Annotated in this window: 27 protein-coding genes; 10 read left to right on the top strand and 17 right to left on the bottom strand. The window is 67.5% G+C overall.

The window, feature by feature from the left end:
- Window positions 1–20: 20 nt before the first annotated feature.
- Window positions 21–860 carry a DUF6597 domain-containing transcriptional factor gene (locus ACFWFP_RS27685; protein WP_379299853.1) on the bottom strand — a complete coding sequence of 280 codons (840 nt, stop codon included), beginning with the start codon at window positions 858–860 and terminating at the stop codon, window positions 21–23.
- 62 nt (window positions 861–922) lie between these two features.
- Between ACFWFP_RS27685 and ACFWFP_RS27680 the strand changes: the two genes are divergently transcribed.
- The gene (locus tag ACFWFP_RS27680) at window positions 923–1,390 is read left to right on the top strand and encodes a VOC family protein (protein WP_379299755.1); all 468 of its coding nucleotides are present in this window, start codon (window positions 923–925) and stop codon (window positions 1,388–1,390) included.
- A 107-nt stretch (window positions 1,391–1,497) separates the two neighbouring features.
- On the opposite strand, the gene uvrB is transcribed toward ACFWFP_RS27680, so the two are convergent.
- Window positions 1,498–3,675 (bottom strand): excinuclease ABC subunit UvrB, encoded by a 2,178-nt coding sequence (gene uvrB, locus ACFWFP_RS27675; RefSeq protein ID WP_379299753.1) that lies wholly within the window; start codon window positions 3,673–3,675, stop codon window positions 1,498–1,500.
- 371 nt (window positions 3,676–4,046) lie between these two features.
- On the opposite strand from uvrB, the gene ACFWFP_RS27670 reads away from it, so the two are divergent.
- Window positions 4,047–4,667, top strand: coding sequence for a DUF402 domain-containing protein (locus tag ACFWFP_RS27670; protein WP_379299751.1), 621 nt, complete (start codon window positions 4,047–4,049; stop codon window positions 4,665–4,667).
- Between the two features lie 46 nt (window positions 4,668–4,713).
- A complete protein-coding gene (locus ACFWFP_RS27665) occupies window positions 4,714–5,265 on the top strand; it encodes a DUF402 domain-containing protein (RefSeq protein ID WP_379299749.1) in 552 nt (183 codons plus the stop codon).
- A 27-nt stretch (window positions 5,266–5,292) separates the two neighbouring features.
- Here the strand turns inward: ACFWFP_RS27665 and ACFWFP_RS27660 are convergent, their stop codons facing one another.
- Together ACFWFP_RS27660 and coaE are read right to left on the bottom strand one after the other, a co-directional pair.
- A complete protein-coding gene (locus tag ACFWFP_RS27660) occupies window positions 5,293–5,724 on the bottom strand; it encodes a hypothetical protein (RefSeq protein ID WP_379299747.1) in 432 nt (143 codons plus the stop codon).
- A gap of 120 nt (window positions 5,725–5,844) precedes the next feature.
- The gene (gene coaE, locus ACFWFP_RS27655) at window positions 5,845–7,047 is read right to left on the bottom strand and encodes a dephospho-CoA kinase (protein WP_379299745.1); all 1,203 of its coding nucleotides are present in this window, start codon (window positions 7,045–7,047) and stop codon (window positions 5,845–5,847) included.
- Between the two features lie 148 nt (window positions 7,048–7,195).
- Between coaE and ACFWFP_RS27650 the strand changes: the two genes are divergently transcribed.
- Window positions 7,196–7,408 (top strand): hypothetical protein, encoded by a 213-nt coding sequence (locus ACFWFP_RS27650; RefSeq protein ID WP_379299743.1) that lies wholly within the window; start codon window positions 7,196–7,198, stop codon window positions 7,406–7,408.
- Window positions 7,409–7,444: 36 nt separating this feature from the next.
- Here the strand turns inward: ACFWFP_RS27650 and ACFWFP_RS27645 are convergent, their stop codons facing one another.
- Together ACFWFP_RS27645 and rpsA are read right to left on the bottom strand one after the other, a co-directional pair.
- Window positions 7,445–8,986 carry a phospholipase C gene (locus ACFWFP_RS27645; protein WP_379299741.1) on the bottom strand — a complete coding sequence of 514 codons (1,542 nt, stop codon included), beginning with the start codon at window positions 8,984–8,986 and terminating at the stop codon, window positions 7,445–7,447.
- A gap of 137 nt (window positions 8,987–9,123) precedes the next feature.
- Window positions 9,124–10,602, bottom strand: coding sequence for a 30S ribosomal protein S1 (rpsA, locus tag ACFWFP_RS27640; RefSeq protein ID WP_056824523.1), 1,479 nt, complete (start codon window positions 10,600–10,602; stop codon window positions 9,124–9,126).
- Window positions 10,603–10,830: 228 nt separating this feature from the next.
- On the opposite strand from rpsA, the gene ACFWFP_RS27635 reads away from it, so the two are divergent.
- On the top strand, window positions 10,831–11,679 hold the full coding sequence (locus ACFWFP_RS27635; protein ID WP_379299739.1) for a class I SAM-dependent methyltransferase: 849 nt from the start codon (window positions 10,831–10,833) through the stop codon (window positions 11,677–11,679).
- Here ACFWFP_RS27635 and ACFWFP_RS27630 read toward each other — a convergent pair.
- A complete protein-coding gene (locus tag ACFWFP_RS27630; protein WP_379299737.1) occupies window positions 11,676–12,230 on the bottom strand; it encodes a hypothetical protein in 555 nt (184 codons plus the stop codon). The genes ACFWFP_RS27635 and ACFWFP_RS27630 overlap by 4 nt on opposite strands.
- Before the next feature lie 87 nt (window positions 12,231–12,317).
- A complete protein-coding gene (locus tag ACFWFP_RS27625; protein ID WP_379299735.1) occupies window positions 12,318–12,611 on the bottom strand; it encodes a hypothetical protein in 294 nt (97 codons plus the stop codon).
- Window positions 12,612–12,714: 103 nt separating this feature from the next.
- Between ACFWFP_RS27625 and ACFWFP_RS27620 the strand changes: the two genes are divergently transcribed.
- A complete protein-coding gene (locus tag ACFWFP_RS27620; RefSeq protein WP_379299733.1) occupies window positions 12,715–13,746 on the top strand; it encodes a LuxR C-terminal-related transcriptional regulator in 1,032 nt (343 codons plus the stop codon).
- Window positions 13,747–13,758: 12 nt separating this feature from the next.
- Here ACFWFP_RS27620 and ACFWFP_RS27615 read toward each other — a convergent pair whose 3' ends face one another.
- From ACFWFP_RS27615 to ACFWFP_RS27605, 3 genes are all read right to left on the bottom strand, one after another.
- Window positions 13,759–13,929, bottom strand: coding sequence for a toxin-antitoxin system HicB family antitoxin (locus ACFWFP_RS27615; RefSeq protein WP_131816700.1), 171 nt, complete (start codon window positions 13,927–13,929; stop codon window positions 13,759–13,761).
- A gap of 9 nt (window positions 13,930–13,938) precedes the next feature.
- Window positions 13,939–14,826, bottom strand: coding sequence for an SPFH domain-containing protein (locus ACFWFP_RS27610; RefSeq protein WP_379226218.1), 888 nt, complete (start codon window positions 14,824–14,826; stop codon window positions 13,939–13,941).
- A gap of 66 nt (window positions 14,827–14,892) precedes the next feature.
- Window positions 14,893–16,236: an FAD-binding oxidoreductase gene (locus ACFWFP_RS27605; RefSeq protein WP_379299731.1), complete on the bottom strand. Its 1,344-nt coding sequence runs from the start codon at window positions 16,234–16,236 to the stop codon at window positions 14,893–14,895.
- A 71-nt stretch (window positions 16,237–16,307) separates the two neighbouring features.
- Here ACFWFP_RS27605 and ACFWFP_RS27600 point away from each other — a divergent pair, with 71 nt between their 5' ends.
- Window positions 16,308–17,234 carry a LysR family transcriptional regulator gene (locus tag ACFWFP_RS27600; RefSeq protein WP_379299729.1) on the top strand — a complete coding sequence of 309 codons (927 nt, stop codon included), beginning with the start codon at window positions 16,308–16,310 and terminating at the stop codon, window positions 17,232–17,234.
- Window positions 17,235–17,366: 132 nt separating this feature from the next.
- Window positions 17,367–18,914, top strand: a complete 1,548-nt coding sequence (locus ACFWFP_RS27595; RefSeq protein ID WP_379299851.1) for an acyl-CoA carboxylase subunit beta — start codon at window positions 17,367–17,369, stop codon at window positions 18,912–18,914.
- A gap of 59 nt (window positions 18,915–18,973) precedes the next feature.
- On the opposite strand, the gene ACFWFP_RS27590 is transcribed toward ACFWFP_RS27595, so the two are convergent.
- Window positions 18,974–19,420, bottom strand: coding sequence for an ABA4-like family protein (locus ACFWFP_RS27590; RefSeq protein ID WP_379299727.1), 447 nt, complete (start codon window positions 19,418–19,420; stop codon window positions 18,974–18,976).
- The gene (locus tag ACFWFP_RS27585) at window positions 19,417–20,364 is read right to left on the bottom strand and encodes a hypothetical protein (RefSeq protein ID WP_379299726.1); all 948 of its coding nucleotides are present in this window, start codon (window positions 20,362–20,364) and stop codon (window positions 19,417–19,419) included. The genes ACFWFP_RS27590 and ACFWFP_RS27585 overlap by 4 nt, the downstream gene beginning before the upstream one ends.
- 102 nt (window positions 20,365–20,466) lie before the next feature.
- Here ACFWFP_RS27585 and ACFWFP_RS27580 point away from each other — a divergent pair, with 102 nt between their 5' ends.
- Complete coding sequence (locus tag ACFWFP_RS27580) at window positions 20,467–21,108, top strand: MerR family transcriptional regulator (RefSeq protein WP_379299724.1); 642 nt, start codon at window positions 20,467–20,469, stop codon at window positions 21,106–21,108.
- Between the two features lie 46 nt (window positions 21,109–21,154).
- Here the strand turns inward: ACFWFP_RS27580 and ACFWFP_RS27575 are convergent, their stop codons facing one another.
- From ACFWFP_RS27575 to ACFWFP_RS27560, 4 genes are all read right to left on the bottom strand, one after another.
- Window positions 21,155–21,907, bottom strand: a complete 753-nt coding sequence (locus tag ACFWFP_RS27575; protein ID WP_379299849.1) for an amino acid ABC transporter ATP-binding protein — start codon at window positions 21,905–21,907, stop codon at window positions 21,155–21,157.
- 26 nt (window positions 21,908–21,933) lie between these two features.
- Window positions 21,934–22,872, bottom strand: a complete 939-nt coding sequence (locus ACFWFP_RS27570) for an ABC transporter permease subunit (RefSeq protein WP_379299722.1) — start codon at window positions 22,870–22,872, stop codon at window positions 21,934–21,936.
- A gap of 1 nt (window position 22,873) precedes the next feature.
- A complete protein-coding gene (locus ACFWFP_RS27565; RefSeq protein WP_379299720.1) occupies window positions 22,874–23,779 on the bottom strand; it encodes an ABC transporter substrate-binding protein in 906 nt (301 codons plus the stop codon).
- 126 nt (window positions 23,780–23,905) lie between these two features.
- Window positions 23,906–24,985 (bottom strand): isocitrate/isopropylmalate dehydrogenase family protein, encoded by a 1,080-nt coding sequence (locus tag ACFWFP_RS27560; RefSeq protein WP_379299718.1) that lies wholly within the window; start codon window positions 24,983–24,985, stop codon window positions 23,906–23,908.
- 93 nt (window positions 24,986–25,078) lie between these two features.
- Here ACFWFP_RS27560 and ACFWFP_RS27555 point away from each other — a divergent pair, with 93 nt between their 5' ends.
- Entirely contained in the window at window positions 25,079–25,579 is a 501-nt protein-coding gene (locus ACFWFP_RS27555; RefSeq protein WP_379299716.1) for a 2'-5' RNA ligase family protein, read from the top strand.
- Window positions 25,580–25,610 lie beyond the last annotated feature (31 nt).

Below are 25,610 nucleotides of genomic sequence, written 5' to 3'. Positions count from 1 at the left end.
TGGGGTCTGTACGCGCCCGCTCAGCCTGCGGCGGGGACCGCGCTCACCGACTGAGCGCTGCGCGCGTATTCCATCGGCGACATCCCGATCTCGGCGGTGAATTCGCGGCTGAAATGCGCCTGGTCGAAATAGCCGAGCTCGGCGGCCAGTACCGCGAGATCAGGGCGGCCGCGCGCGAGCAGGTCGGCCGCGTCCTGCAATCTGAACCGGCACAGCACCCATTTCGGGCCTGCGCCGACATAGCGGCGGAACAGCCGTTGCAGGGTGCGGATCGGGACGGCGAAACGATCGGTGACCTGGTCGACCCTGGTCAGCCGCGGATCGTCCGCCATGGCGGTGACGATGCGGGTCACCAGCGCGTAGTGCGGATCGTCGGTGCGACCACGGCCCGCGAAGAACTCCTCGACGACGTCGCGTCTGCGCTCGTCGGACTGTTCGGCCAGCACTCGGGCGGCCAGCCCCGCGGCTTCGGGCAGCACCGCGCTCAGCGGGGCCGAATCGTCGCGCAGCGCGCCGACATCCATGCCGGTGAAGGCACCGAAACCGCCGGGGGCGAACCGGATACCGAAGGTCTCGCCTTGCCCGGCGAGCTCACGCACGTACTTCGTCGTGCACACCCCGGTGACGAAGCCGCCGGTACGGGTGATGCTGCGTTCGAAGGTGACGTTCACACACGGGAACGACAGCACCTGCGCCGAATAACTGGGCTGACCGCGCAGATCCCACCGCACCGCCCAGTACCGGTCCGCGAACTCGGCCAGCGCGGGCCCGACCCCCAGCCGGTTCAGCGACCGGTGTTTCGCCTGCTCCTGCGGGTGCAGGATGCCTTTCACATCACCGGGATCCGGCGCCGCCGTCATCACCGGCCGATCTGTCGCGTTCTTACAAGACTGCCCGCCGGCGTCGGCGCAGGATCGTAGTCATGACCAATCCCGTTGCGCCCATTCCGGAGGGCTACCACTCCATCACCTGTTTCCTGGCCGTACCGGACGCAAACGCGGCCATCGACTTCTACACCGCGGTCTTCGAGGCGAAGGTGCTCAGCCGCGCCGATCTGCCCGACGGACAGCCCGCGCACGCCGAACTGCTCATCGGGGATTCCACCCTGCAGCTCGGAATGCCCATCCCCGACAACAATGTTCGCGCCCCCGAGGACTGGGTGCACACCTCGGTGGTGCACTACTGCCCCGACGTGGACGCGGTGATCGCCCGCGCGCTCTCCCACGGTGCCCGCGCGGCCGAGGAGCCGCAGACCTTCGTCACCGGCGACCGCTTCGGCGTGGTGATCGACCCCTTCGGCCACCGCTGGGCGGTGATCACCCGGGTCGAGGACGTCTCGCGGGAAGAGGCCGACCGCCGTGTCGCCGCCTGGATGGCCGAGCAGGCGTAACGACCTCACCGGCCGGATCCTCGACCGCAGGGGCCTCGACTCCGAGCTGCGCGATCGGTCGCGCGGCTCGGAGGTAGGGTCGCCCACAGGCCGCGACGCCGGCACGGTCACGAAAGCCCCGCGGCGTCCATCCCGCGCAGCTCCTTCTTCAGGTCGGCGATCTCGTCGCGCAACCGGCCCGCCAGCTCGAACTGCAATTCGCGGGCCGCGTTCATCATCTGCGCGGTGAGTTCGGTGACCAGGGCTGCCAATTCGGCACGTGGCATCGACTTCACATCGCGTTCGGCGTAGATCCCCGAGCTGGCCCGGCCCGGTTCGCCCTGCGCGCGCCTGCCGCGGCTGGCATTGCGGCCCGATCCGCCGACGGCCACCTCGTCCTCGGCCTCGGTGTACACCTGATCGAGGATGTCGGCGATCTTCTTGCGCAGCGGCTGCGGGTCGAGGCCGTTTTCGGTGTTGTAGGCGATCTGCTTGGCCCGGCGACGATCGGTCTCCTCGATGGCGTGCTGCATCGAGTCGGTGATCTTGTCCGCGTACATGTGCACTTCGCCGGACACGTTGCGCGCCGCGCGACCGATGGTCTGGATGAGGCTGGTGCTCGACCGCAGGAAGCCTTCCTTGTCGGCGTCGAGGATCGCGACCAGCGACACCTCGGGCAGGTCGAGGCCCTCCCGCAGCAGGTTGATGCCGACGAGCACGTCGTATTCGCCCAGGCGTAGCTGCCGGAGCAGTTCGACGCGCCGCAGCGTGTCGATCTCGGAGTGCAGGTAGCGGACCTTCACACCGAGACCGAGCAGGTAGTCGGTGAGGTCTTCGGACATCTTCTTGGTGAGCGTGGTGACCAGGACCCGCTCGTTGCGCTCCGCGCGCTCACGGATCTCGTGCACCAGATCATCGATCTGCCCCTTGGTGGGCTTGACCACGACCTTCGGGTCGACCAAGCCGGTCGGGCGGATGACCTGCTCCACCACCTCACCGCCGACCTGACCCAGCTCGTAGTTGCCCGGTGTCGCCGACAGATACACCGCCTGCCCGATGCGCCCGGCGAACTCCTCCCAGGTCAGCGGCCGGTTGTCGACCGCCGACGGCAACCGGAAACCGAAATCGACCAGGTTGCGCTTGCGCGACATGTCGCCTTCGAACATGCCGCCGATCTGCGGCACCGTGACGTGCGATTCGTCGATCACCAGCAGGAAGTCGTCGGGGAAGTAGTCGAGCAGCGTCGCGGGCGCCGAACCCGCCGGGCGCCCGTCGATGTGGCGCGAATAGTTCTCGATGCCCGAGCAGAAGCCGACCTGACGGATCATCTCCAGGTCGTATTCGGTGCGCATGCGCAATCGCTGCGCCTCGAGCAATTTGCCCTGACGCTCCAATTCCTCGAGCCGCGCGGCCAATTCGGCCTCGATATCGCCGACCGCGCGCTCCATCCGTTCCGGACCGGCCACATAGTGGGTGGCCGGGAAGATGCGCGCCGAATCGACTTGGCGCACCACGTCACCGGTGAGCGGGTGCAGGTAGTAGAGCGCCTCGATCTCGTCACCGAAGAACTCGATGCGGATCGCCAGCTCCTCATAGGACGGGATGATCTCGACGGTGTCGCCGCGCACCCGGAAGGAACCACGGGTGAACGACATGTCGTTGCGGGTGTACTGCACGTCGACGAGCAGCCGCAGCAGCGCGTCGCGGTCGATCTCGCCGCCGACCTCGAGCTGCACCGACCGGTCCAGATACGACTGCGGGGTGCCCAGACCGTAGATGCACGACACCGAGGCGACCACCACGACATCGCGACGCGAGAGCAGACTCGAGGTCGCCGAGTGCCGCAGCCGCTCGACGTCGTCGTTGATCGAGCTGTCCTTCTCGATGTAGGTATCGGTCTGGGCGATGTACGCCTCGGGTTGGTAGTAGTCGTAGTACGAGACGAAGTACTCGACCGCGTTGTTGGGCAGCATCTCGCGCAGCTCGTTGGCCAGCTGCGCGGCCAGGGTCTTGTTCGGCGCCATCACCAGCGTGGGGCGCTGCAACTTCTCGATCAGCCACGCGGTGGTCGCCGACTTACCGGTGCCGGTGGCGCCGAGCAGGACGACGTCCTTCTCCCCCGCGTTCACCCGGCGCTCGAGCTCGGCGATGGCCGCGGGCTGGTCCCCGGCGGGCGAATACTCGCTGACCACCTCGAATCGGGCGCCCGAGCGCTCGATCGTGCCGACGGGGCGGTGTTCGGAATGGGCGATCGGGTGACCCCGCTCTTCGTACCCTTCCGTCGGGATCTCGGTTGCGAATGCCATGGATCCAGCTTAGGCGCGACCACTGACACGTTTCGGCTTCCGCGAGCCACCGCCCGTCCGCCACACCCCGCGCCGCGCCGATGACCGCCGGTCGCGTCGTGGTCGTTCCGGTGAACTTCTGCTCATCGATGCCGTCGCGGCACTGCGCGAATGTGACAACAGCCACCATCGAGCAAACCATCGGCGACCCCTGTTCCGCCTGGTCGAGGCAGTCGCAAGCGAGCCCGGCGAATGCCCGGCACCTCGTGCGATGCCCGAAAAGCCCCTTGCACCAAGGGCATTCGACGATCGAGGCGCCGAACCGACCCCGCCACATCCGCCGAGGCGGGCGTACCCTGAGCTGATCATCGGACGTGGTGAAGGACAAGGCCATGAGCGTTCTGCTTCCCCTGCTCGTCGCGGCTCCCGCGGTAACCGGATTCGCCGGCTATTTCGCCAGAGAGATACGCAACCCGCACACACCGGCCCCCGTTTCGACGACCGTCTCACCGGCTGCCAGACCCCGGGTCGAATACTTCGACCTCGCCGAGCTGACCACCACCGACACCAGGGGCTTCATCCGCCCGGTCGACCGGTACGAAGTGCAGCCGTGGGGCCTCTATCTGGCCCGCATCCTCGACCGGCCGCACGGCCGCTACCAAGAGTCGTGGATGCTGCCCGACCAGGCCGTTCGCGCCACCATCAGCCACGACCGGCCCGGCCATCACCGCAGCCACGACTACGTGCTCGACATCGTCGAGTGCGTCCAGGTGGGGCCGAAACGATGGCGGGCCACCGACTACTTCCTCGACATCGCGGTGCGGCGCGGCCGGTCCTCGACGCTGTCCGGGTCGAGCGAGCTGCTCGCCGCGCACGCCGCGGGTCATGTCGACACCGAGCTCGCCGACCGGGCGTTCGAGCGCGCCGCGCGCGTGCTCGACGGGCTGGCGGCCAACGACCACGACGTCGAACAGTGGTTGCGGTCCCGGGACATCACGCTGACCTGGATGTGACCGGCGACCGGGCGCGGGTCGGCGCGCGCCGGTAGATTCTGCGCTCATGACGCAGGCATCCACCGTGCACGTGCATCCACCCAAGGTCGAGTACTTCGACGTCGCGGCCAGGACGAACACCGATCCCAAAGGCTTCGTCCGGCCGGTGGAGATCTATCGGGTGGAGCCGTGGGGCCTGTACATGGGTCGCCACTCCGATCACGCGCACTTCCACTACCTGGAATCGTGGGTGCTGCCGGAGCTGTCGCTGCGGGCGTCGAAGCTCCACTACAACCCCGGCGTCGAGCAATGGCAGGACATCTATGTCGATGTCGGCGAGTTCACCAGGGAGTCGCCGACGCTGTGGCGCTCGGTCGATCACTATCTCGACGTCCTGGTCCGCACCCGGCGTGACGTCCGGCTCGTCGACGTCGACGAGCTACTGGCCGCGCACACCGACGGCCTGCTCGACGCCGTGCAGTGTCAGGCCGCGATCGAACACGCGACCGCGGCGATCGACGGGATCGCCGCGCACGGCTACTCCCTCGAGGAGTGGCTGAGCACCTTCGGGATGACCCTGACCTGGCGCCGAAACGACGGACCGCCCGGACCTCGGTAGGGGGTCCGGCGGTGCGGGGAGCCGGTGTCAGCCGGCCGACAGGCTCGGGAACAGATCCGCGAGGCCACCGCCGCACGACGCGCTGCCGGTACTGCCCGCCGCGCCGACGGTGACGGTGATCGAGTCGCTGATCAGCAGCTGACGTGCCTCGAGCTTGTGCTGGCCCGCCGTGGTCGGCTTCCAGGTGATGCTCACGGTGCCCGACAGCAGCGACGGCGATACCGGGCTGCCCGGAATATCCACGCCGTTGTCGGTGAACTTCACCGAGGTCAGCCGGTCGACCTCGACGCTCGCGGTCAACTTGTAGCTGCAACCGACCTTGTGGTCGGTTCCGGCCACGCCGAGATTACCGACCCAGGCCGAGGCCTGCGGAGCGGCGAGCACGAGGCTGGTGGCGACGGCGCCGAGTGCGGTGATGCCGAAGCCCGCACGGCCGAACTGACGGTGATGTGTTGTCATACGCGCTACAACTTCCCTGTGAATCGAGTCACCCTGTAGTGACTTCGCACAATTTACACAGCGCGCGACAGCGTGCGGACAGTTTCCGAAACATTGGTGTTTAACAGATTGGTACGCGGTTCACGCGTGGGCGCCTGCCCACTCGGTGACCACCGGATAGACCGCGTCGAACCACGGTTCCTTCACCACGTAGTAGGCATCACCGGCCGCGTCGCCGGTCAGATCCGCCGCCGCGAGCTCGGCCCCACGCTTGACCGCCAGATACTCCGAGCGCGCGCTCTCGTTCGCCCGCAACCAGTCGCGCAGATCGAGCGCGAACCGCTGGCCGAGCGAATCACGCACGCGCAGATGGATATTGGCAGGCCTTCCCGGATCGGCATTGCCGTGCAGCCGTTTTCCCCACCGGGTGAGGTCGGTGCCCTCGGGATCGCCGTGGCTCGGTTTCGGATTGTCGTGCGTCACGTGGGCGGCAAGCGGGAACCCGGCCCCGGTCAAGGCGTCCGTCAGCGATTCGGCCGTGGCCATATCGGCCACCGTCACCTGGATGTCGATGATGTCCTTGGCGGGGAGTCCGTGGACAGCGGTGGAACCGACGTGATCGATACGCACCGCCGACGCGCCGCAGGCCAGGTGCAACCGGGCGATGATCCTGCGTGCCTGCATGTCCCATTCCGGGTCGGTGACGAGAACGTAGGCGGCACGCGCCCGGATGCCCTCGCGCTGATTGGCCTCGAACAACACCAACCGTCGCGCCCACAGCTCCCGGACCTGCGCCTCGACCACCTCCGGCGCACCGTTGTTGTCGAGCCACACATCCGCGACCGCGCGGCGCTGTTCGTCGGTGGCCTGGGCGGCGATCCTGACTCGCGCGTCCGCTTCGGCAACGCCGCGGTGTTCCACCAGCCTGCGCAGCCGGGTCTGTTCCTCGGCCCCGACCACCACGACGAGCTGCATCAGCGGCGCGAGCCCGTTCTCGACCAGGAGCGGAATGTCCTGCACCACAACGGCATCGGTGGCCGCCTCGCCGATCAGTTCCGCGGTGCGGGCACCGACCAGCGGATGGGTGATGGCGTTGAGCTTGCCTCGCGACGCATCATCGGCGAAGGCGACCGCGGCCAGCGCGGGCCGGTCCAGGCTGCCGTCGGGGCTCAGGATGCCCGCACCGAACTCCTCGACCAGCGCGGCCAGACCCGGCGAACCGGGGGCGACGACCTCGCGTGCGATCGCGTCGGAGTCGATGAGCACCGCCCCGAGCTCGACCAGCGTCCGCGCTACTGTGGACTTACCCGCTCCCATGCCTCCGGTGAGGCCGATCCGCAACATGGCCCCAGTCTCGCATCCCGGCCGCCGGGCCGGGACGCCTCCTCCGACACGCCCATGCCCGGAGCGGTGGAAGATCCCGGGCCGGGCGCGTCGCGTGGATTAATCTTCCGCGCAGGCGAGAAGGCCGCACGACTACCGGAGGATGATCATGAGTACCAGGAACCACCGGGCGGCTCGCCACCGTCTCGGTATGCCGGGCGGTGTGCACTGCATCGAATTCCCCGCTGTCGCAGCGACTCTCGCCGAATACCGGCGCTCCTGGTTCACCACCCTGCTCTCCCCCGCCAGACACAGCTTCGCCGCCGTGCGCAAACGCCCGAGTATGGCCACCGGCTACTGGTCGCCCGCGGCCGCGAGCTGACGGCGGGCCCGGCGCGACGCCGAGCCCACCCCCGACTCAGACGCCGACGAGACCGCTCGGCGCACGCCGGGTCCCCGGCTGCTGCGCCGGCATCGCATTCGGCGGCACCGGGTACGGCACACCCCGTCCGAGTGTGCCCGCCGCGATGTTCGGACCGCACTGCGCGATCGCCGCGTCGGCCTTCGGGCGTGGGTCGGGCAGCACCGGTTTCGCGGCATTCGGCGCCGCGGCGAAGTCGAACGTCGACGTCATATCGCCGGTGACGCCGCGTCGCCACGCGGTCAGGTTCGGCACATCGACGCCGAATCTGGTTTCCAGCAACCGCAATTGGGATGTGTGGTCGAAGGTCTGCGAGGCGACCAACCCACCGCGGCTGTAGGGCGAGATCACCATGCACGGCACCCGGTAACCCAGTCCGATCGGACCGGTGATCCCGCCCGCGGCCGGCACCCGGTCCAGTGGCACCGTCAGGAATTCGCCCGCGGTGCCGGGCGGCGGGGTCGGCGGCGTGACGTGGTCGAAGAAGCCGCCGTTCTCGTCGTAGCTGATGATCAGCGCGGTCTTCTCCCACACCGCCGGGTTCGAGGTGAGGATATCGAGTATCCCCACGATGCCGAGCGCACCGAACGCCGCGGGCAGCGCGGGGTGTTCGCAGTGCAGCACCGACGGCACCACCCAGGACACCGTGGGCAGCGTGTTGGCGGCGACGTCGGCCTGGAAGTCGTTCGGGTAGGTCGGTGCGATACCGCGGCGCGCCAGTTCGGAATTCGGGTCGGCGGCCTGGGTGAAGCAGCCCATCATGCCGTCCAGGATCATCGACGACGCCGGACCGATATCGCGATTGCTGTAGATCTTCCACGGCACCCCGCCGTCGGACAGGTTCTCCGGGTAGGTGCGCCAGCTGTAGACGTTCTTCGGAAGCAGGGTCGGCGTCTCCACCAGCGGACCGCCCGCCAGGCCGTCGGGGTCGATGGTGGCGCTCATCCAGTACAGCCGGTTGGGGTCGGTGGGGCCGAGCACCGAGCAGTGGTAGTTGTCGCACAGCGTGAACGCCTCCGCGAGCTCGGTGTGGATCGGAATGTCTTCCGGCAGGTAGTAACCCATCGCCGCGGGTGCGTTCCCCGGCCCGACCGAGGCCACCGACATGGGCATCCAGCCGTCGTTGCGCCCGTCGTTGAATGCCTTGTGCATGCCCGGCCAGGTGTGGTCGGGGTCGTTGATGCACTCCCCGTCCAGGGTGGCGCCGCGGGTGGTGTCGAGCCGGAACGGTTCGACGAAACCCTCTGCGGTGGGCCCGATTCCGGGCGACCACCCGTACTGACGCCAGGACGCCGAGGCCTCACCGAACCCGCGCACCCCCGACAGGGTGCCGAAATAGTGGTCGAAGGACCGGTTTTCCTGCATGAGCAGGACGAAGTGCTCGATATCGCCGAGCCCGCCCATGCCCGCCGGATCGGCGGCGAAAGCTCGGTCGATAATCGGATTCGCCCAGCTGGCAAGCGTTCCCACCGCGCCGGCGGCCATCGCTTTCGCGAGGAACTGTCGCCGGTTGAGACCGGCGAAGGGACCAGAACTCATCGGAGTGAAGCACCTTTCCCGTAGGGGGATGGAGCAATCGCGCACACGCTACACCCACCGGAAAAGGCCGAAGGCCCCGGTCCGTGTGGACCGGGGCCTTCGGTGATGCGGTTGTCGATTCAGGCGTTTCCGCTGAATCAGGCGTTGCCGCTGAGCTTCTCCCGCAGAGCCGCGAGCTGGGCATCGCTGGCCAGCGAGCCGCCCGTGGACTCGGCCGGACCGGAGGTGGACGCAGCCGCGCTGCCACCGGTCTCGGAGGAGTAGTTGCCCGCGACGGGACCACCAGCGGCGGCCTCGGCGGCAGCGTCGGCTGCCATCTTCTCCATCTGGGCGGTGTGCATCTTGTGGCGACGCTCGGCCTCGGCGTAGCGGCCTTCCCACTCTTCACGCTGCTTGTCGAACCCGTCGAGCCATTCGTTGGTCTCGGGATCGAAGCCCTCGGGGAAGATGTAGTTGCCCGCATCGTCGTAGCTGTCGGCCATGCCGTACTTCGACGGGTCGAACTCGGCGTTGTAGTCCTCGTTCGCCTGCTTCAGCGACAGCGAGATACGACGACGCTCGAGGTCGATGTCGATGACCTTGACCATGGCGTCGTCGCCGACGGCCACAACCTGGTCCGGGACCTCGACGTGGCGCTCGGCCAGCTCGGAGATGTGGACCAGGCCCTCGATGCCCTCTTCGACGCGCACGAAGGCACCGAAGGGAACCAGCTTGGTGACCTTGCCGGGCACGATCTGGCCGATGGCGTGGGTCCGGGCGAACTGACGCCACGGGTCTTCCTGAGTCGCCTTGAGCGACAGGGAGACACGCTCGCGGTCCAGGTCGACGTCGAGAACCTCGACGGTGACCTCGTTGCCGACCTCGACAACCTCGGACGGGTGGTCGATGTGCTTCCAGGACAGCTCGGAGACGTGCACCAGGCCGTCGACGCCACCCAGGTCCACGAAGGCACCGAAGTTGACGATGGAGGACACGACGCCCTTGCGGACCTGGCCCTTCTGGAGCTGGTGCAGGAACTCGCTGCGGACCTCGGACTGGGTCTGCTCGAGCCAGGCGCGACGCGACAGAACCACGTTGTTGCGGTTCTTGTCGAGCTCGATGATCTTGGCCTCGATCTCCTTGCCGACGTACGGCTGGAGGTCGCGGACACGACGCATCTCGACGAGCGAGGCGGGCAGGAAGCCACGAAGACCGATGTCGAGGATCAGGCCGCCCTTGACGACCTCGATGACGGTGCCCTTGACGGCCTCGTCCTTCTCCTTGAGCTCCTCGATCGTGCCCCACGCGCGCTCGTACTGCGCCCGCTTCTTCGACAGGATCAGGCGGCCTTCCTTGTCCTCCTTCGTGAGGACCAGGGCCTCGACCGCGTCGCCCACGGAAACGACCTCGTTCGGGTCGACATCGTGCTTGATGGAGAGTTCGCGGGAGGGGATGACACCTTCGGTCTTGTAACCGATGTCGAGCAGGACCTCGTCACGATCGACCTTGACGATGGTGCCCTCGACGATGTCGCCATCGTTGAAGTACTTGATCGTTGCGTCGATGGCGGCCAGGAAATCCTCGGCGGAGCCAATGTCGTTAATGGCTACCTGCGGCGAGGTGACGGTGGTGGGCATATGTGGGTTTGCTCCGGACGGATTGTGGTCGGTTGCGGACATTGGATCTTTCGGTACGCTGCGAGATCACCGCGACGACGCGACGAAGGGATACCGGTAAAGTATCGCACGGACCGTCGCACTTGCCGCTGATCAAATTCAGCGTCCCTCTACAGCGTGCATCAGCCTACGCGACCCGCGCCGAGCCGGGCAAACCACCCCCCGCACCACGCCGATACCCTGTTGGCCGTGTCCGACGACCAACGCCACGCGCAGGCCAACGCCCTGCTCGGTACCTCAGCAACCACCCGAACCAAGATCGACTCGCGCGACAGCGAGCGCGCGAATCGCCGCTGGTGGGACGCCGACGCCGAGCAGTACCACCAGACCCACGCCGACTTCCTCGGCGTCGACTCCCCGGGCGGTGAGTTCGTGTGGTGCCCGGAGGGCCTGCACGAGGGCGACATGGGCTTCCTGGGGAACGTCACCGGCAAGACGATCTTGGAGATCGGCTGCGGATCGGCGCCGTGCTCGCGGTGGCTGGCCGGTCACGGCGCATTCCCGATCGGGCTCGATGTGTCGAAGGGGATGCTGGAGCGTGGCGTGGCCGCGATGGATCAGGGCGGACCGCGCGTACCCCTGGTTCAGGCGGGTGCCGAGGCGCTGCCCTTCGCCGACGCGTCGTTCGATCTGGCCTGTTCGGCGTTCGGCGGGGTGCCGTTCGTCGCGGATTCGGCCCTGGTGATGCGCGAGGTGGCTCGGGTGTTGCGCCCGGGCGGGCGCTGGGTGTTCTCGGTGAACCATCCGATGCGCTGGATCTTCCCCGACGATCCGGGCGAGGCGGGACTGACCGCCACGATCCCGTACTTCGACCGCACTCCCTATGTAGAGGTAGACGGCGACGGCGTGCCGACCTATGTCGAGCACCACCGCACGATCGGTGACCGGGTCCGCGAGATCGTCGGCGCCGGGCTGCACCTGGTCGACATCGTCGAACCGGATTGGCCGGAGTGGCTCGACCGCGAATGGGGTCAGTGGTCGCCGCTGCGCGGGCAGATCTTCCCCGGAACCGCCATCTTCGTCGCCGAGAAGCCCTAGAACTCGGGCAGCGCGGCGAAGGAGGGGTCCACGCGCACGTTCGGCACGGTGTCGGCGACCCAGCGGCGCGCCCTGGTGAGCGCGTGATCCGGGAATTCGACGTCGAAGCGAACGTCATCGGACAGCAGATAGGGCAACCGTCCGCGCAGGCCGGGCGCGTACGGGTGCGGCGGGCACATCTCGTCGCGCCGAACCTGCCTGCCGATCAAGGTCTCGCGCGCCCCGGGCACACCGGTCTCGGGGCAGATCACCTGGAACACCGCCGAGCACCGATCCTTGGGTACCACTATCGACGCCGCGAACACGAGCTCACCGCGCGGCCCCGGCAGTTGGGTCTTCTCCACCCGCAGCAGGGCGGGCAACTGGTCGACCCACACCACGAAGGCCTCGATCAGGCAGCCGGTCCGGGCGTGGTGCTCGGCCAGCCGCCTGCGCAGCCGTTTCAGGTCGTGCAGGCGGGCGGGCAGGTCGGGCGTGCCGTTGACATAGTTCAACGCGACGACGTCACGAGTGGCCGGATTCCCCCAGGTCGTGTCGTCCAACTGTTGCATTCCAGGAATGTCGAACGAGATGGGCACCGGATCAATTTACCGGCGGATTCGAGTTCGGTTGTCCCCGTGTGGCGCCCGGCGCGTCGATCAGGCCGAAATTCGCTCGTCGACCAGGTCGACCAGCGAGGCTTCGTGACTGATCACCATCGCGCGGCTGCGCGGGGTGGCGAGCACGGTCGCCAACTCGGTGTGGAACGCCTCGGCGGCCGCCCGATCGTCGAAATCGAGGTCGATGAGGACTCGGTGTGGCGTGCCGTCGACGCGGCCGACGCGATAGGCGCGAACGCCGTTGTCGGCGCGGAATCGCTCGAACTGGTCGAACGCGGCCTTCCAGTCGTCGTAGTCGCGAACGGTGTTGTCGATGTGCAGGGTGACGGTCATGGTGACCTCCGTGGTCGTGCCGAATGGGTAGCTCCATGGTCGGCCGGTCCGGGCCACCGGAACATCCCTGATCCTGGGGGTTTTCCGCCGTAGACTGGGATGTGTGCCGAGCACCTTGGCAGACCGGATCGGCCGTCTGTGCCGCGCCGAGCACTCCGCCAAACGATTGCGGGAACTCGTCCTGGTCGAGATCCGTGCGCGGATCCCGTTCACCGGCCATGTCTTCGCGCTCACCGACCCCGTCACCGCGGTCGCGACGGCGCCGCTGGCCGATGTCCCCGGCCTGGATTTCGCGCTCCTACCCGACTTGATCCGCGCCCGGTATCTCACTGTGCTCAATCGCTGGGACACCGTGCGCGGCACCGGCGCCCACTCTCTCCTGGGCGCTACCGACGGTGACCCGGGACTCTCCCTGCTCTGGCGCACCGCCCAGCACGATCTCGGCATCACCGACTCGGCCACCGTCACCTTCGCCGACCGCTACGGCTGCTGGGGTTTCCTCGAACTGCTCCGCTATACCGCATCCCCTTTCACCACCACAGAACTCGGCGAACTGAGCACGCTGGCGACCCCGGTCACCGCCGGCCTGCGCCGTTGCGTCGGCGCCACCTTCGTCGAATCCGACGCCCGGCTCGCGCCACTGGGTCCCGCGGTGGTACTCCTCGACGACACCCTGCGCGTGCGCTCACAAACGGCAGCCGCCGCGGATTCGCTGCTGCGCCTGCTCCCCCCGGACGAACCGATTCCCCCCGTACCCGCGTCGGTCTACAACGCGGCCGCCGCCCTCCTCGCCACCGAGGCCGCCGTCCCGCTCGGCCCCGCCACCTCCCGCGTCCACCTGGGCGGCAACCGCTGGCTCACCGTCAAAGCCGACCGCATCGGTTCCGACATCGCCGTGGCCCTGGAACCGAGCACCGCCGCCGAACGCCTCGACCTGTTCGCCCGAGCCCACGCCCTGTCCACCCGGGAAGCCCAGGTCCTGACCCTCCTGGCGACCGGCCTGGACTCCCACGAACTGGCAGCAGAACTGTTCCTCTCCGAACACACCGTCAACGACCACGTCAAAGCCATCCTCGCCAAATCCGGCACCCGAACCCGCCAGCGACTCCTCACCCGAGTTCTCGGGGTCGGCTGACACGACCTTCCCCTAGTCGCGCTTGGGTTTTCGGCCCGCCTGGTCGAGGGCCAGGCGCAGGGCGTATTCGATTTGGGAGTTGATGCTGCGCAGGTCGTCGGCCGCCCACTTGGCTATTGCCTCGTGGACGGCCGGGTCGAGCCGTAGCAGGATCTTTTTGGGGTCCCTCTTCGGCTGGGTCATCGCCGCGGCTCAGGAGTAGAGGGATCCGGTGTTGACGACCGGCTGGGTGGCGCGGTCGCCGCAGAGGACGACGAGCAGGTTGGAGACCATGTTGGCCTTGCGCTCCTCGTCGAGTTCGACGGTGCCCTGTTCGGCGAGGCGGTCGAGAGCGAGGGCGACCATGCCGACGGCACCTTCGACGATCTGGGTGCGGGCCGCGACGACCTGGGCGGCCTGCTGGCGCACGAGCATGGCCTGGGCGATCTCGGGGGCGTAGGCCAGGTGGGTGATGCGGGCCTCGATGACCTCGATACCCGCGGTGAGGGTGCGTTCGCGCAGCTCGACGGTCAGTTCCTCGGCGACTTCGGCACCGTCGCGCAAGCTGGTGCGGGAGTCGTCGTGGGCGTCGTAGGGGTGGGTGGTGGCGAGGTGGCGAACCGCCGCCTCGGACTGGGTTTCGACGTACTCCTCGTAATCGTCGACGGCGAAGGCGGCCTTGAAGCTGTCGACCACCTTGTAGACGACGACGGCCGCGATCTCGACGGGGTTGCCGTCGGCATCGTTGACCTTGAGCTTCTGGGTTTCGAAGTTGCGCACCCGCAGCGAGATCGACTTGCGGTCGGTGAGCGGTACCACCGAGAAGAACCCGGGGTCACTGACCGAGCCGATGTAGCGGCCGAAGAAGGTGACGACCTTGGCCTCGTTGGGGTTGACGATGATCAGCCCGGTGGCGAGCAACCAGACGACCAGGATCACGACTACGGCGGCGACCGCGCCGACCCAGGCCAGTGCGCCACCGTTGTGCTGGGTGGCGGCGATGAACGCGAGAACGGCGGCGGCCCCGAACAACAGGGTGAACACCAGCCACCCCAGCACGACGACGAATCCATTGACGCGGAATGCGGACCGCAGCTCCATGACATCCTCCCGATATCTGAGTGATATCACTAAGATAGTAGATGTCGGGGAGCTGAGCAAGCGGCGCTAGGAACCGGGGGCGATATTGCGGTTGGCGCGGAATATGTTGCGCGGGTCGTACTTCGCTTTCGCCGCCACCAGCCACCGGTAGGTGTCCGGCGAGTAGCCGACTGCGGTCTGGGCCTCGTCCGCCGCACCGCCGGCGCCGTAGAGGAACGCGAGACTGTGCCCGATCGTCCACGGCGCCAGCGCTTCTCGAATGCGCGCGAGCCCTTCGGGTGCGCAGTCACCCTCGCCGGGACCGGTGATCACTCGCACGATGTACTCCGCGTCGCGATGATCGATCGAGGCCGGGCCACCGTGCCGGAGGGCGGCCCCGAGATGACGGATGTCGATGACCGCGTCGACCGATCCCCCCGGCGCCGTCAACGCGCGCAGCGCGGACAGACCCTGCGGTGTCAGCTCCGCGAGCAGCGCGTTCGTCGCGGCGTAAGCGTGCGGGAAAGGCGGGTCACTGTGGATGGTGTGCGATTCGGCGTAGGGCATCGTGCGCAGGTCCTCGTGCAGCCGAGGTCCGATCCGCCGCAAGGGCTCGACCCACCGTTCCCCCTCTTCTCCCGGCCCGTCGAAGGCGATCCGGATCGAGGCGACGTGGCGGCCTCGCAGCGATTCCGGCACGGGTGCGATGTCGGGATAGGTCAGCACCGCGATCGTGGAGGTCAGCGCGCTCGGCACGGTCTCGGTCCAGGTGCGCCATGCCGCCAGCGCCGCGTCGACGAGTGGCGCATCGAAAACCAGCTGGCCGCCATAGATCTCGGCGACGGGCACGAGATCGAGTTCGAGACCGGTCACCACGCCGAAGTTCCCGCCGGAACCCAGTACCGCCCCGAACAACTCGTCGTCCGGACCGAGCGAGCGCATCCGGCCGTCGGCGGTGACGAGTTCGATGCGGCGTACATGATCGGCGGCATAACCGAATGCGCGCGCCAGCACCCCGAGCCCTCCGCCGAGCACATACCCGACGACGCCCACCGACGGCGACGACCCGTTCAACGGCGCCAGCCCGTACCGTGCGGCCGCCTCGACCAGCGCACCCGCGCGCACTCCGGCCCCGACGTACGCGGTACGAGCCCGCGGGTCGACCGTGATGCTGTCCATGCGCCCGGTCGTGATGAGCACCCCGCCAGCGATGGCTACCGACAGACCGTGTCCGGTCGCCTGCACGGCCACCGGCAGTCCGCGCCGTGCGGCGAACTCGACCGCGGCGCGCACGTCCTGGCTGTGCTGGGCACCGACCACGAACGCCGGACGGTGGGTGTAGGCGGTTTGGAATCCGGCGATCTCCTCGGCGTACCCGGGGTCATCCGGGGTGAAGACGGGGCCGGTGAACTTCGTCGCGATATCGGTCATGTCTTCCACTCTGCTAGCGGCAAAGCAATAAGTACAAGAGATAGCTCTTCTAATACCTATAATCGATAGTTATGGAACTGCGTCAGCTGCGCTACTTCGTGACGATCGTCGACGAGGGCGGGTTCACCAGGGCCGCCGAACGGCTGCACTTGACCCAGCCCGGCCTCAGCACCCAGATCCGGCAACTCGAACGCGAACTCGGGCAGCGCCTGCTCGACCGCGGCGCGCGCACCGTGACACTGACCGACGTCGGCGCCGCGGTGCTCGAACACGCGCGCGCCGCCCTGGCCGCCGCCGACCGGATCGGCGACACGGTCGGGGAATTCACCGGATTGCTGCGCGGGCAGGTCCGGCTCGGCATGATCTCGGGGGCGGCCTCGGAAGTCTTCGATGTCGCGGGCGTCCTCGCCGATTTCCACCACGACCATCCCCAGGTCGGGATCAGCCTCACCGAGGACACGGCGGAAAGGATGCTCGCCGCCGTCGAACACGGTGAACTCGATATCGCGCTGACCGGATTGACCGGCGCCCCACTGGATTCCGGCATCGGGCTACACGTGATCCTCGAGACCGCGCTCGTCGCCGCCGTCGCCCGAGACGCACCCGTCGACCCCACCGAAGCGGCCGGCTCCATCGCCTTGAGAGCCCTCGCCGATCACCGCCTCATCTGCCTCACCCGAGGTACCGGCCTTCGCGGAGTTTTCGAACGCTCTTGTGCTGCCGCCGATTTCACCCCGAACATCGCCTTCGAGGCCGCCGCTCCCCCACTACTGCTCGAGCTCGCCGCGCGCGGCCTGGGAACCGCCATCGTCCCCGCTCTCACGGCCGCCGAGGCCGACGCCTTCGGCGTCCGATCCCTCGACATCGTCGACCCCACCATCCACGGCCGGCTGGCCCTGGCCTGGCGCACCGATCCCCCACCCGGCCCGGCGGCGAAGGTGCTGCTCGGGCAGCTGCGTATCGCCTTCGGCGACCACTCCTGCGCCATCGACGAGTAAGCACTGACAGTCAGGACGCGTGATTCGTCAAGGATCGATCCGCCGTGCCGGTGATGCCGGCGCGGCCGTCAGCGTTACGCTTTGGCTAACCGATGGAGGAGAGCTCGACCAGGACGAGGAAGGGCGTGCGTGGTGGAGTCGACTACTGCTGCGAAACTGCAAGAGCTGCGGGACAATCTGACGGCGGCGCGGGAACCCGCGGGGGATGCGGGGATCGCCAAGCGTGCGGCGAAAGGAATTCCCAGCCCGCGCGACCGCATCGAAATACTTCTCGATCAGGGCAGTTTCACCGAAATCGGGGCGCTGGTGAAACAACCAGGCGCGGCCGAGGGCCTCTACGGAGACGGTGTGGTCACCGGGCACGGCAGGATCGACGGGCGACCGGTGGTGGTGATCGCCCACGACCAGACCGTGTTCGGCGGATCGGTGGGTGAGATGTTCGGGCGCAAGGTCGCGATGGCGATGGATCTGGCGGCCGATATCGCGTGCCCGTTCGTGGCGATCAACGACTCCGGCGGCGCCCGGGTGCAGGACGCGGTCACCTCGCTGGCCTGGTACGCGGAGATGAGCAGGCGCCAGACCCGGCTGTCCGGGGTGGTGCCGCAGGTGTCGGTGATGTTGGGCAAATGTGCTGCGGGCGCGGTGTATTCGCCGATCAATACCGATGTGCTGATCGCGACCGAGTCGGCGTACATGTTCGTGACCGGTCCCGAGATCATCCGCGAGACCACGGGCGAGGAAGTGACCCTCGACGAGCTCGGTGGGGCGTTCAATCAGGCCCACAACGGCAACATCCATCACGTGGCGGCCGACGAGAAAGCCGCTTTCGAGTGGGCGCGAACGTATCTGAGCTTCATGCCGTCGAACTGCTACGAACGCGCGCCCCTGGTCAATCCCGGTCTGGAGCCGCAGATCACCGACTCCGATCGCGAACTCGATGCGCTGATACCGGATTCCGATCGCAGGGGCTACGACATGTACGAGGTCCTGCTGCGGATCTTCGACGACGGGGAGTTCCACGAGGTCGGCGATGGCGCCGCCCGCAATCTGATCACCGGTTTCGCGCGGGTCGACGGGCGCAGCATCGGTGTCGTCGCCAATCAGCCGCTGGTGTCCAGTGGCGCGATCGATGCGCGCGGGTCGGACAAGGCCGCCCACTTCATCCGCCTGTGCGACGCGTTCGACATTCCGCTGGTGTTCGTCGTCGACACCCCGGGCGTGCTGCCGGGCGTGGAGGAGGAGAAGATCGGCGTCATCAAACGCGGCGGGCGCTTCTTCTACGCGGTCGTCGAGGCCACCGTCCCGATCGTCACCGTCGTGGTCCGCAAGGCCTACGGCGGCGGCTACGCGGTGATGGGGTGCAAGCAGCTCGGCGGCGACATCAACCTCGCGTGGCCGACCGCCCGGATCGCCGTGATGGGCGCCGAAGCCGCCGTGGGCCTGACCCAGCGCAAACAGCTGGCCGCCGTCCCCGAGGCCGACCGGCCTGCCGTGCGTCAGCAGATGGTCGACTTCTACAACGCCGCTGTCGCCACCCCGTGGATCGCCGCCGAACGCGGCTATATCGACGCGGTCATCGAGCCGTCGAGCACCCGGCTGGAAATCCGCAAAGCGCTGCGCCTGCTCGGCGACAAACACATCGAGCAGGCCCCGCGCAAGCACCGCCTGATGCCGTTGTAGAGGTGCGTCAGCGCGCGGTGGCGCGGGGGCCGGACTCACCGGAGTCCGGCCCGCGGCCCCTACGCGACCGGACTCGCTTGCGGCACCGCCGAACTACGACGGGCGACTTCACGCACCAGCAGGTAGATCGGAAACGCGATGGGCGACAACAGGATCGTGCCGACCAGCAACGGCCCCATCAGCAGCGGATGGATATTGCGCTCGCGACTGTCGAGGTAGATCCAGCGCCCGAGGAACAGATCCCAGGCGATGATCTGCGCCCACAATGCGGTCAGCACGGCAGGATCGGCGACCGCTTCGGTGATCGCGTCGAGCGAGGGCGAGGACACCAGCGACCACATCGCACCCAGCACCGGCACCGCGACGATCGCCCATACCACCAAGGGCGCCAGCACAATCCACGGTGCGGAGATGATCGTGCGGGTCCAGCGCCACGTCGGGGCGAAGATCATCAAGGCCCAGAACGGCACCGTGACGTAGAACGACAGGTCGAACAGCGTGCTCATGCGGTGACTACCTTTCGGGTACCGGCCGCGCTCGCGACCGAGATCATTACTCCGGCAACTACTCCGGTGACGATGGCGGCCGCGGCGGTGAGCGTGGCCCGATCGGGGTGGATCAACGGCTGCCCACGCAATGCCTGCCAGGTGACCAGCGCGAGCACCGCCGCGTACCCGGCGGACGCGGTGATGATCAGGCCGAGCCGAACGCGCACCGACCGCAGCAACGGGATCCGTGGCGCCAGCACCACCAGCAGTGCCGCGAGCAACGGCAGCGCTTGGAGGGCGTGCATACCGAAGAAATGCGGAATGCGCAGGTCACCATCGGTGGTGCTCCACCCGGTCAGCGGCATGCCGGGCGTGCCGTCGGGAGCTCCGACCGTGTGTGCGCCCGCGATGCCCTCGACACCGGATTCCCGCTGCGGCATCAGATTTCCCAGCGCCAGCCCGACCAACGTGATCGCGATGCCGAGACGAATCGACCAGGTGATCGAGGCGTCGCCGAGGCGTGCGCGCATCAGTCCGATCCCGATCACCAGGGTTGCTAGGAACAGGACGACGATGGTGGATCCCATGATCACCCAGAGGGTGCCGTCCAGGGCGGTGGTCATGTTGTAGTGGCTGCGAGTCCCGCGGATCGCCTGCCCGAAGATGATCACCTGTTCGATCACCCCGGCGACCACGATCACCGTGGCCATCCACGAGGCGAGCCGAGAAGGCTTGGGCCGCAACGACATCAGCCAGGCCAGCGCCACACCGTAGAACACGAACGAGATCGCGAACTTGGTCGGCTTGAACCAGGCGGCCGACCCGGCGATCACCCGGCCGTCGACCAGCATCCCGATCAGGCCGACCACGACGAGTGCGGCGTTGACGGCGGCGAAATACATCAGCGGACGGTGCAGGGGGGCGTTGGGGCGGGGCAGCGAGGGGACGGTCAGGACTGACATGCGAATCTCCCAGAGATAGATAGCTATACTATCCGTTATGGATAGCTAGACTATCCGCTATGAGTGACGTAGGCAAGGGGGAGGAACACAACGGAGGTAAGAGTGCGAATCTCGGAGTTGAGCGAACGCAGCGGCATCGCGGTGGCCACCATCAAGTACTACCTGCGTGAAGGACTACTGCCCGCGGGCGAACGCAGCAGCCCCAACCAGGCCAGCTACGGCGAGGACCACCTGCGCCGGCTGCGCCTGATCCGCGCGTTGATCGAGGTGGGCGGGATACCGGTCGCCACCGTTTCCGATGTTCTCGCCGCGATCGACTCCCCCGAGATGCCCCTGTTCCATGTGCTCGGGGTAGCGCAGGACAGCCTGGCCACGCCGGTGCCCGCGCCCCACAACGCCGAATGGGACCGCGCCTACGAGGCCGTGCGCGCGGAGATGGAGCGGCGCGGCTGGGACATGAAACCCAGCCCCCAGGCCATCGACACTCTCACCGGAGTCATCGTTCGACTCGCGCAACTCGGCTACCGGGACTGGGCGACCACCACCCTGCCCGCCTACTTCGACAGCACGCGCGTGGTCGCGGAAACCGATGTAGCGGCCGCCCTGTCCGCGGGCGGGCGCGACGACATCATCGACGCGGTCGTCGTCCTGACCGTCCTCGGCGACACCGCGCTGGCCGCCATCCGCCGCATCGCCCAGGCCCAGGTCTCCCTGGAACGCCTGAAGGACCAGGAAACCCCATGAACACCACAGCCCCCGCGAGAATCCGCGGGGGCTGTGGTGTCGTCTCTCAGAGCAGGCGTGACAGGAAGGCTTGGGTCCGCTCGTGCTGCGGGTTGGCCAGCAGGTCACGCGGGGGGCCCGACTCCACGACCACCCCGCCATCCATGAACACCAGTTCGTCGGCGACCTCGCGGGCGAAGCCCATCTCGTGGGTCACCACCAGCATGGTCATGCCCGAATCGGCCAGCTCGCGCATCACCGCGAGCACCTCACCGACCAGCTCGGGATCCAGCGCCGAGGTCGGCTCGTCGAACAGCATCAGCTTGGGATCCATCGCCAGCGCTCGCGCGATGGCCACGCGCTGCTGCTGACCACCGGACAACTGCGCCGGGTAGGCGTTGCGCTTGGCCGAGAGCCCGACCCGCTCGAGGAGCTCCTCGGCCCTGGCGACGGCCTCGGACTTACGGATCCCGCGCACCTGGATGGGCGCCTCGATCACGTTCTCCAGCGCCGTGCGGTGCGGGAACAGGTTGAAATGCTGGAACACCATGCCGATATCGCGACGCTGGATCGCGGCATCGCGCTCGTGCATCTCGTAGAGCTTGCCGTTCTTCTCCCGGTAGCCGACGAGATCGCCGTCGACGTAGAGCCTGCCCGCGTTCACCTGCTCGAGGTGATTGATACAGCGCAGGAACGTCGACTTACCCGAGCCCGACGGGCCGACCAGGGTCAGTACCTTCCCACGCTGGACCTCGAGCGAGATGCCCTTGAGCACCTGCAGCGCGCCGAAGCTCTTACACACGCGGTCGGCCAGCACCATCGGCGGGACTGCCACAACTGGTTCGGTCATTTCGCCTTCACCGCCGCCTGCGCCGTTGCCAGTTCCTGAAGCTGCTTGGCCGTCAACTGCCGGGTGGCACCACGCGAGTAATAGCGTTCCAAGTAGTACTGGCCGACCATGAGGATGCTGGTGATCGCCAGGTACCAGGTGGCACAGACGAGCAGCAGCGGGATCGGCTGGAAATTCACGCCGTAGATGTCGCGGGCGCGGCCGAACAGGTCGGTACTCAGCGGAATCGCGGTGACCAGCGAGGTCGTCTTGAGCATGCCGATCAGCTCGTTGCCGGTGGGCGGGATGATCACCCGCATGGCCTGCGGCAACACTGTGCGGCGCATCGTCTGCGTCCACGACATGCCCAGTGCCACCGACGCTTCGCGCTGACCCTCACCGACCGAGTTGATGCCCGCGCGCACGATCTCGGCCATGTACGCGGCCTCGTTGAGGCCGAGGCCGATCACCGCGAACAGGAACGCGGCCTGCAGGCTCTGCACGTCGAGATGGAAGAACTGCGGGCCGAACGGCACGCCCAGGTCGATCTGCTTGTAGAGCGAGGGAACCAGACCCCAGAACACCAACTGCACATAGACCGGGGTCCCGCGGAAGATCCACAGATACACCCAGGCCGCCGTGCGCAGCACCGGGTTCGGCGACAGGCGCATCACCGCGAGGACGGTGCCCAGGCTCACCGCGATCGCCATCGCGAGCACGGTGAGCTCCAAGGTGACGATCGCGCCCGCGGTGATCCGGCTGTCGAACAGGTACTTGCCGTAGGTGTCCCACCGGTAGGCGGGATTCGTGGCAGCGCCGTAGACGAACAATCCCACCAGGATCAGGATGATTGCCGCCGCGATCCAGCGGCCCGGCCTGCGTAGGGGGACCGCTGTGATCGGTTCGGGTTCGGTGCCCGGTCCGGGCACCTCCACCGTGTCTTTCTCGTCGGTCACGTCAGCTCACTGCACCGTTGATCACCGAGGTCTTGATCTGACCGTCCTGCACACCCCAGTTGGTGGTGATCTCGCCGTACTTGCCGTTGTCGATCAGGTGCTGCAGCGCCTTCTGCAGGGCCACCGCCAGCGGGGAGGATTTCTGCACCGCCCAGCCGTAGGGCGCGGAATCGAACAGCGGGCCCGCCGACTCGATCTTGCCGTCGCTCTGCTTGATCGCGTACGCGGTCACCGGGGAATCCGCCGACATCGCGTCGACCTGGCCGAGCACCAAGGCATTGGTCGCGGCGCTCTGCTCGTCGAATGCCTTCATTTCGATGGCGGGTTTACCCTCGGCGACGCACTTGGCGCTCTTGGCGGGAATCTCGTCGGTGTGCTCGACCGTAGTGGACTGTACGGCGACCTTCTTGCCGCACGCATTGTTCGGATCGATCGCTTTACCGGTTTGCTGGGCCCACTGGATACCCGCGGAGAAATAGGTCGTGAAATCGACCTGCTGTTCGCGTTCGCGCGAATCGGTGATCGAGGACATACCCACGTCGTAGGTGCCCGCCTGAATAGCGGGAATGATCTTCTCGAACGAGGATTCGACATAGTCGACCTTCAGTCCGAGGGTGCTCGCGACGGCGTCGAGGAGGTCCACATCGAAGCCGACGATCTTGCCGCTCGCGTCCTTGTACTCGTTCGGCTGGTACGGCACGTTCACGCCGACGACCACTTTGCCTGCCTGCTTCACCTTGTCGGGGACCGCCGCGGCGAGCGCGTCGACCTTCTCCGCCGACACCTTGTTCACCGAGGCGCCGTCACCCTCGGTGTTCTCGGCGCAGCCGGTCAACAACAAAGCGCCGCCGGCGACGGTACACAGCAGCCGCACGGCGCCACGGCCGAGGACAGTTCGAACAGACAAAGGAGCCTCCACATTTCACGTCGACGCCGGCCACGTGTCAGCGCCTGTTTGGCAATGTATGCGAACCGGACACAGCGTGGTGCGACAGTAACCGAAGATTAATCAGCCGATGTGAAAGGGGTACCTTCACCTCCGGTGCACGCGGGCACTGACCTGCTCGGTGAATTCGCTGGTGGAAGCCAGGCCACCGAGATCCGCGGTCGCGATACCGGCCGCCAGTGTCGCCGTCACGGCGTGGGTAATGCGGTCGGCCGCATCATGGAGCATCCTATTGTCGTCACGAACCGCCAACCAGCGCAACAACATTGCCGCCGACAATTGCAGCGCGGCGGGATTGGCCCGATTGTGTCCGGCCAGACCGGGCGCCGCGCCGTGCACGGCCTGCGCCATCGCGCGCGTGTCGGAGCAGTTGAGCGAGGCGGCCATGCCGAGGGAACCGCTGAGCTCACCGGCCAGGTCCGAGAGGATGTCGCCGAACAGGTTCTCGGTGACGATCACGTCGTACTCGGCGGGTGAGCGCACCAGGTGCGCCGCCATCGCGTCGACGTGTTCGTCGTCGACCGTCACGTCCGGATACTGCTCGGCCACCGCGTAACAGACATCACGGAACAGGCCGGTCGTCATCGGCAGCACATTGGCCTTGTGCACCACGGTGACTCGCTTGCGCCTGCCCCGCGCGAGCCGCAGCGCCTGATGCGCGATCCGCTCGCACGCCTGGCGGGTGATCACCGCGACCGCCATCGCCACGTCCTCGGTGGGACGGAACTCCCCCGAGCCGGCGAACATGTTGCGGTCGGCGTAGAAGCCCTCGCTGTTCTCCCGGACGATCACCAGATCGATAGCGGGCGCCATCGCGCGCACCCCGGTGAACGCGGCGGCGGGGCGGATGTTGGCGTAGAGCCCGAGGCGTTTGCGGATGACGCCGCCCGGCGCCACTCGCATGTCCGACGGATAGGAGGCGTTGTCGTGGGGACCGAGAATCCAGGCGTCGAGATCCTCGAGGGCGGTCAGGGTCTGTTCCGGCAGCGGGTTGCCGTAGGCGGCGATCGCCTCGTGCCCGATCAGCAGCGGCACCCACTCCACCGGCGCGAGCCCGGCCGCGCCGATCGCTTCGTCGACAACCGCCCGGGTCGCGGCCACCACCTCGGGGCCGATTCCGTCGCCGTCGATCACACCGAGTCGCACGTTCGCCTTCACACCGTTCACTCCCCCATCCTCGCGCGTGCCCGGACCGGATCGAGCGAGTGGGCGGTGCGGACACGCCGCAGCGACTAGTTTCTGCAGATCATGGTGCAGTCGGTGGAGTTGCTCCTGGACGAGCGCGGCGAGACGGAGATCCGCAGGCAGTGGGCGGTTCTTGCCGAAGCGGGCCTGGGCAATCGCCACGCCGGGACCGCTCGGCCACACATCACCGTCGCGGTGGCGCGCGAGATCTGGCCGCGCATCGACCACGCGCTCGAACGGCTCGCGTTCGAGCCGCTGCCGATCCGTATGGGCGGGCTGCTCGTCTTCGGGGCGCGCCGACCGATCCTGGTCAGGGCGGTCGTCGTCACCGCGGACCTGCTCGCCCTGCATCGCCGGGTCAGCGAGGTGGTCTCGCCCTGCCCCGGCATCCCGGCGACCATGGCTCCCGGCGCGTGGACACCGCACGTGACTCTGGCGCGGCGCGTGCCCCCCGAACGGCTCGGCGACGCGGTGCGGGCGGTCGCGGCCGACACCGATTTCCGGTCGCTCATCGTGGGGGTCCGCCGCTGGGACGGGGAGGCGCGACAGGAGCGAATCGTGATCGGGGGAAGATAGTGGGACGCCCCGGCGTTACAGCCGAGGACAC

Source organism: Nocardia sp. NPDC060249 (assembly GCF_042728755.1).
Taxonomy (GTDB): domain Bacteria; phylum Actinomycetota; class Actinomycetes; order Mycobacteriales; family Mycobacteriaceae; genus Nocardia.
The sequence above is the reverse complement of the archived record's forward strand: the minus strand, read 5'-3'. Positions and strand labels throughout refer to the sequence as shown.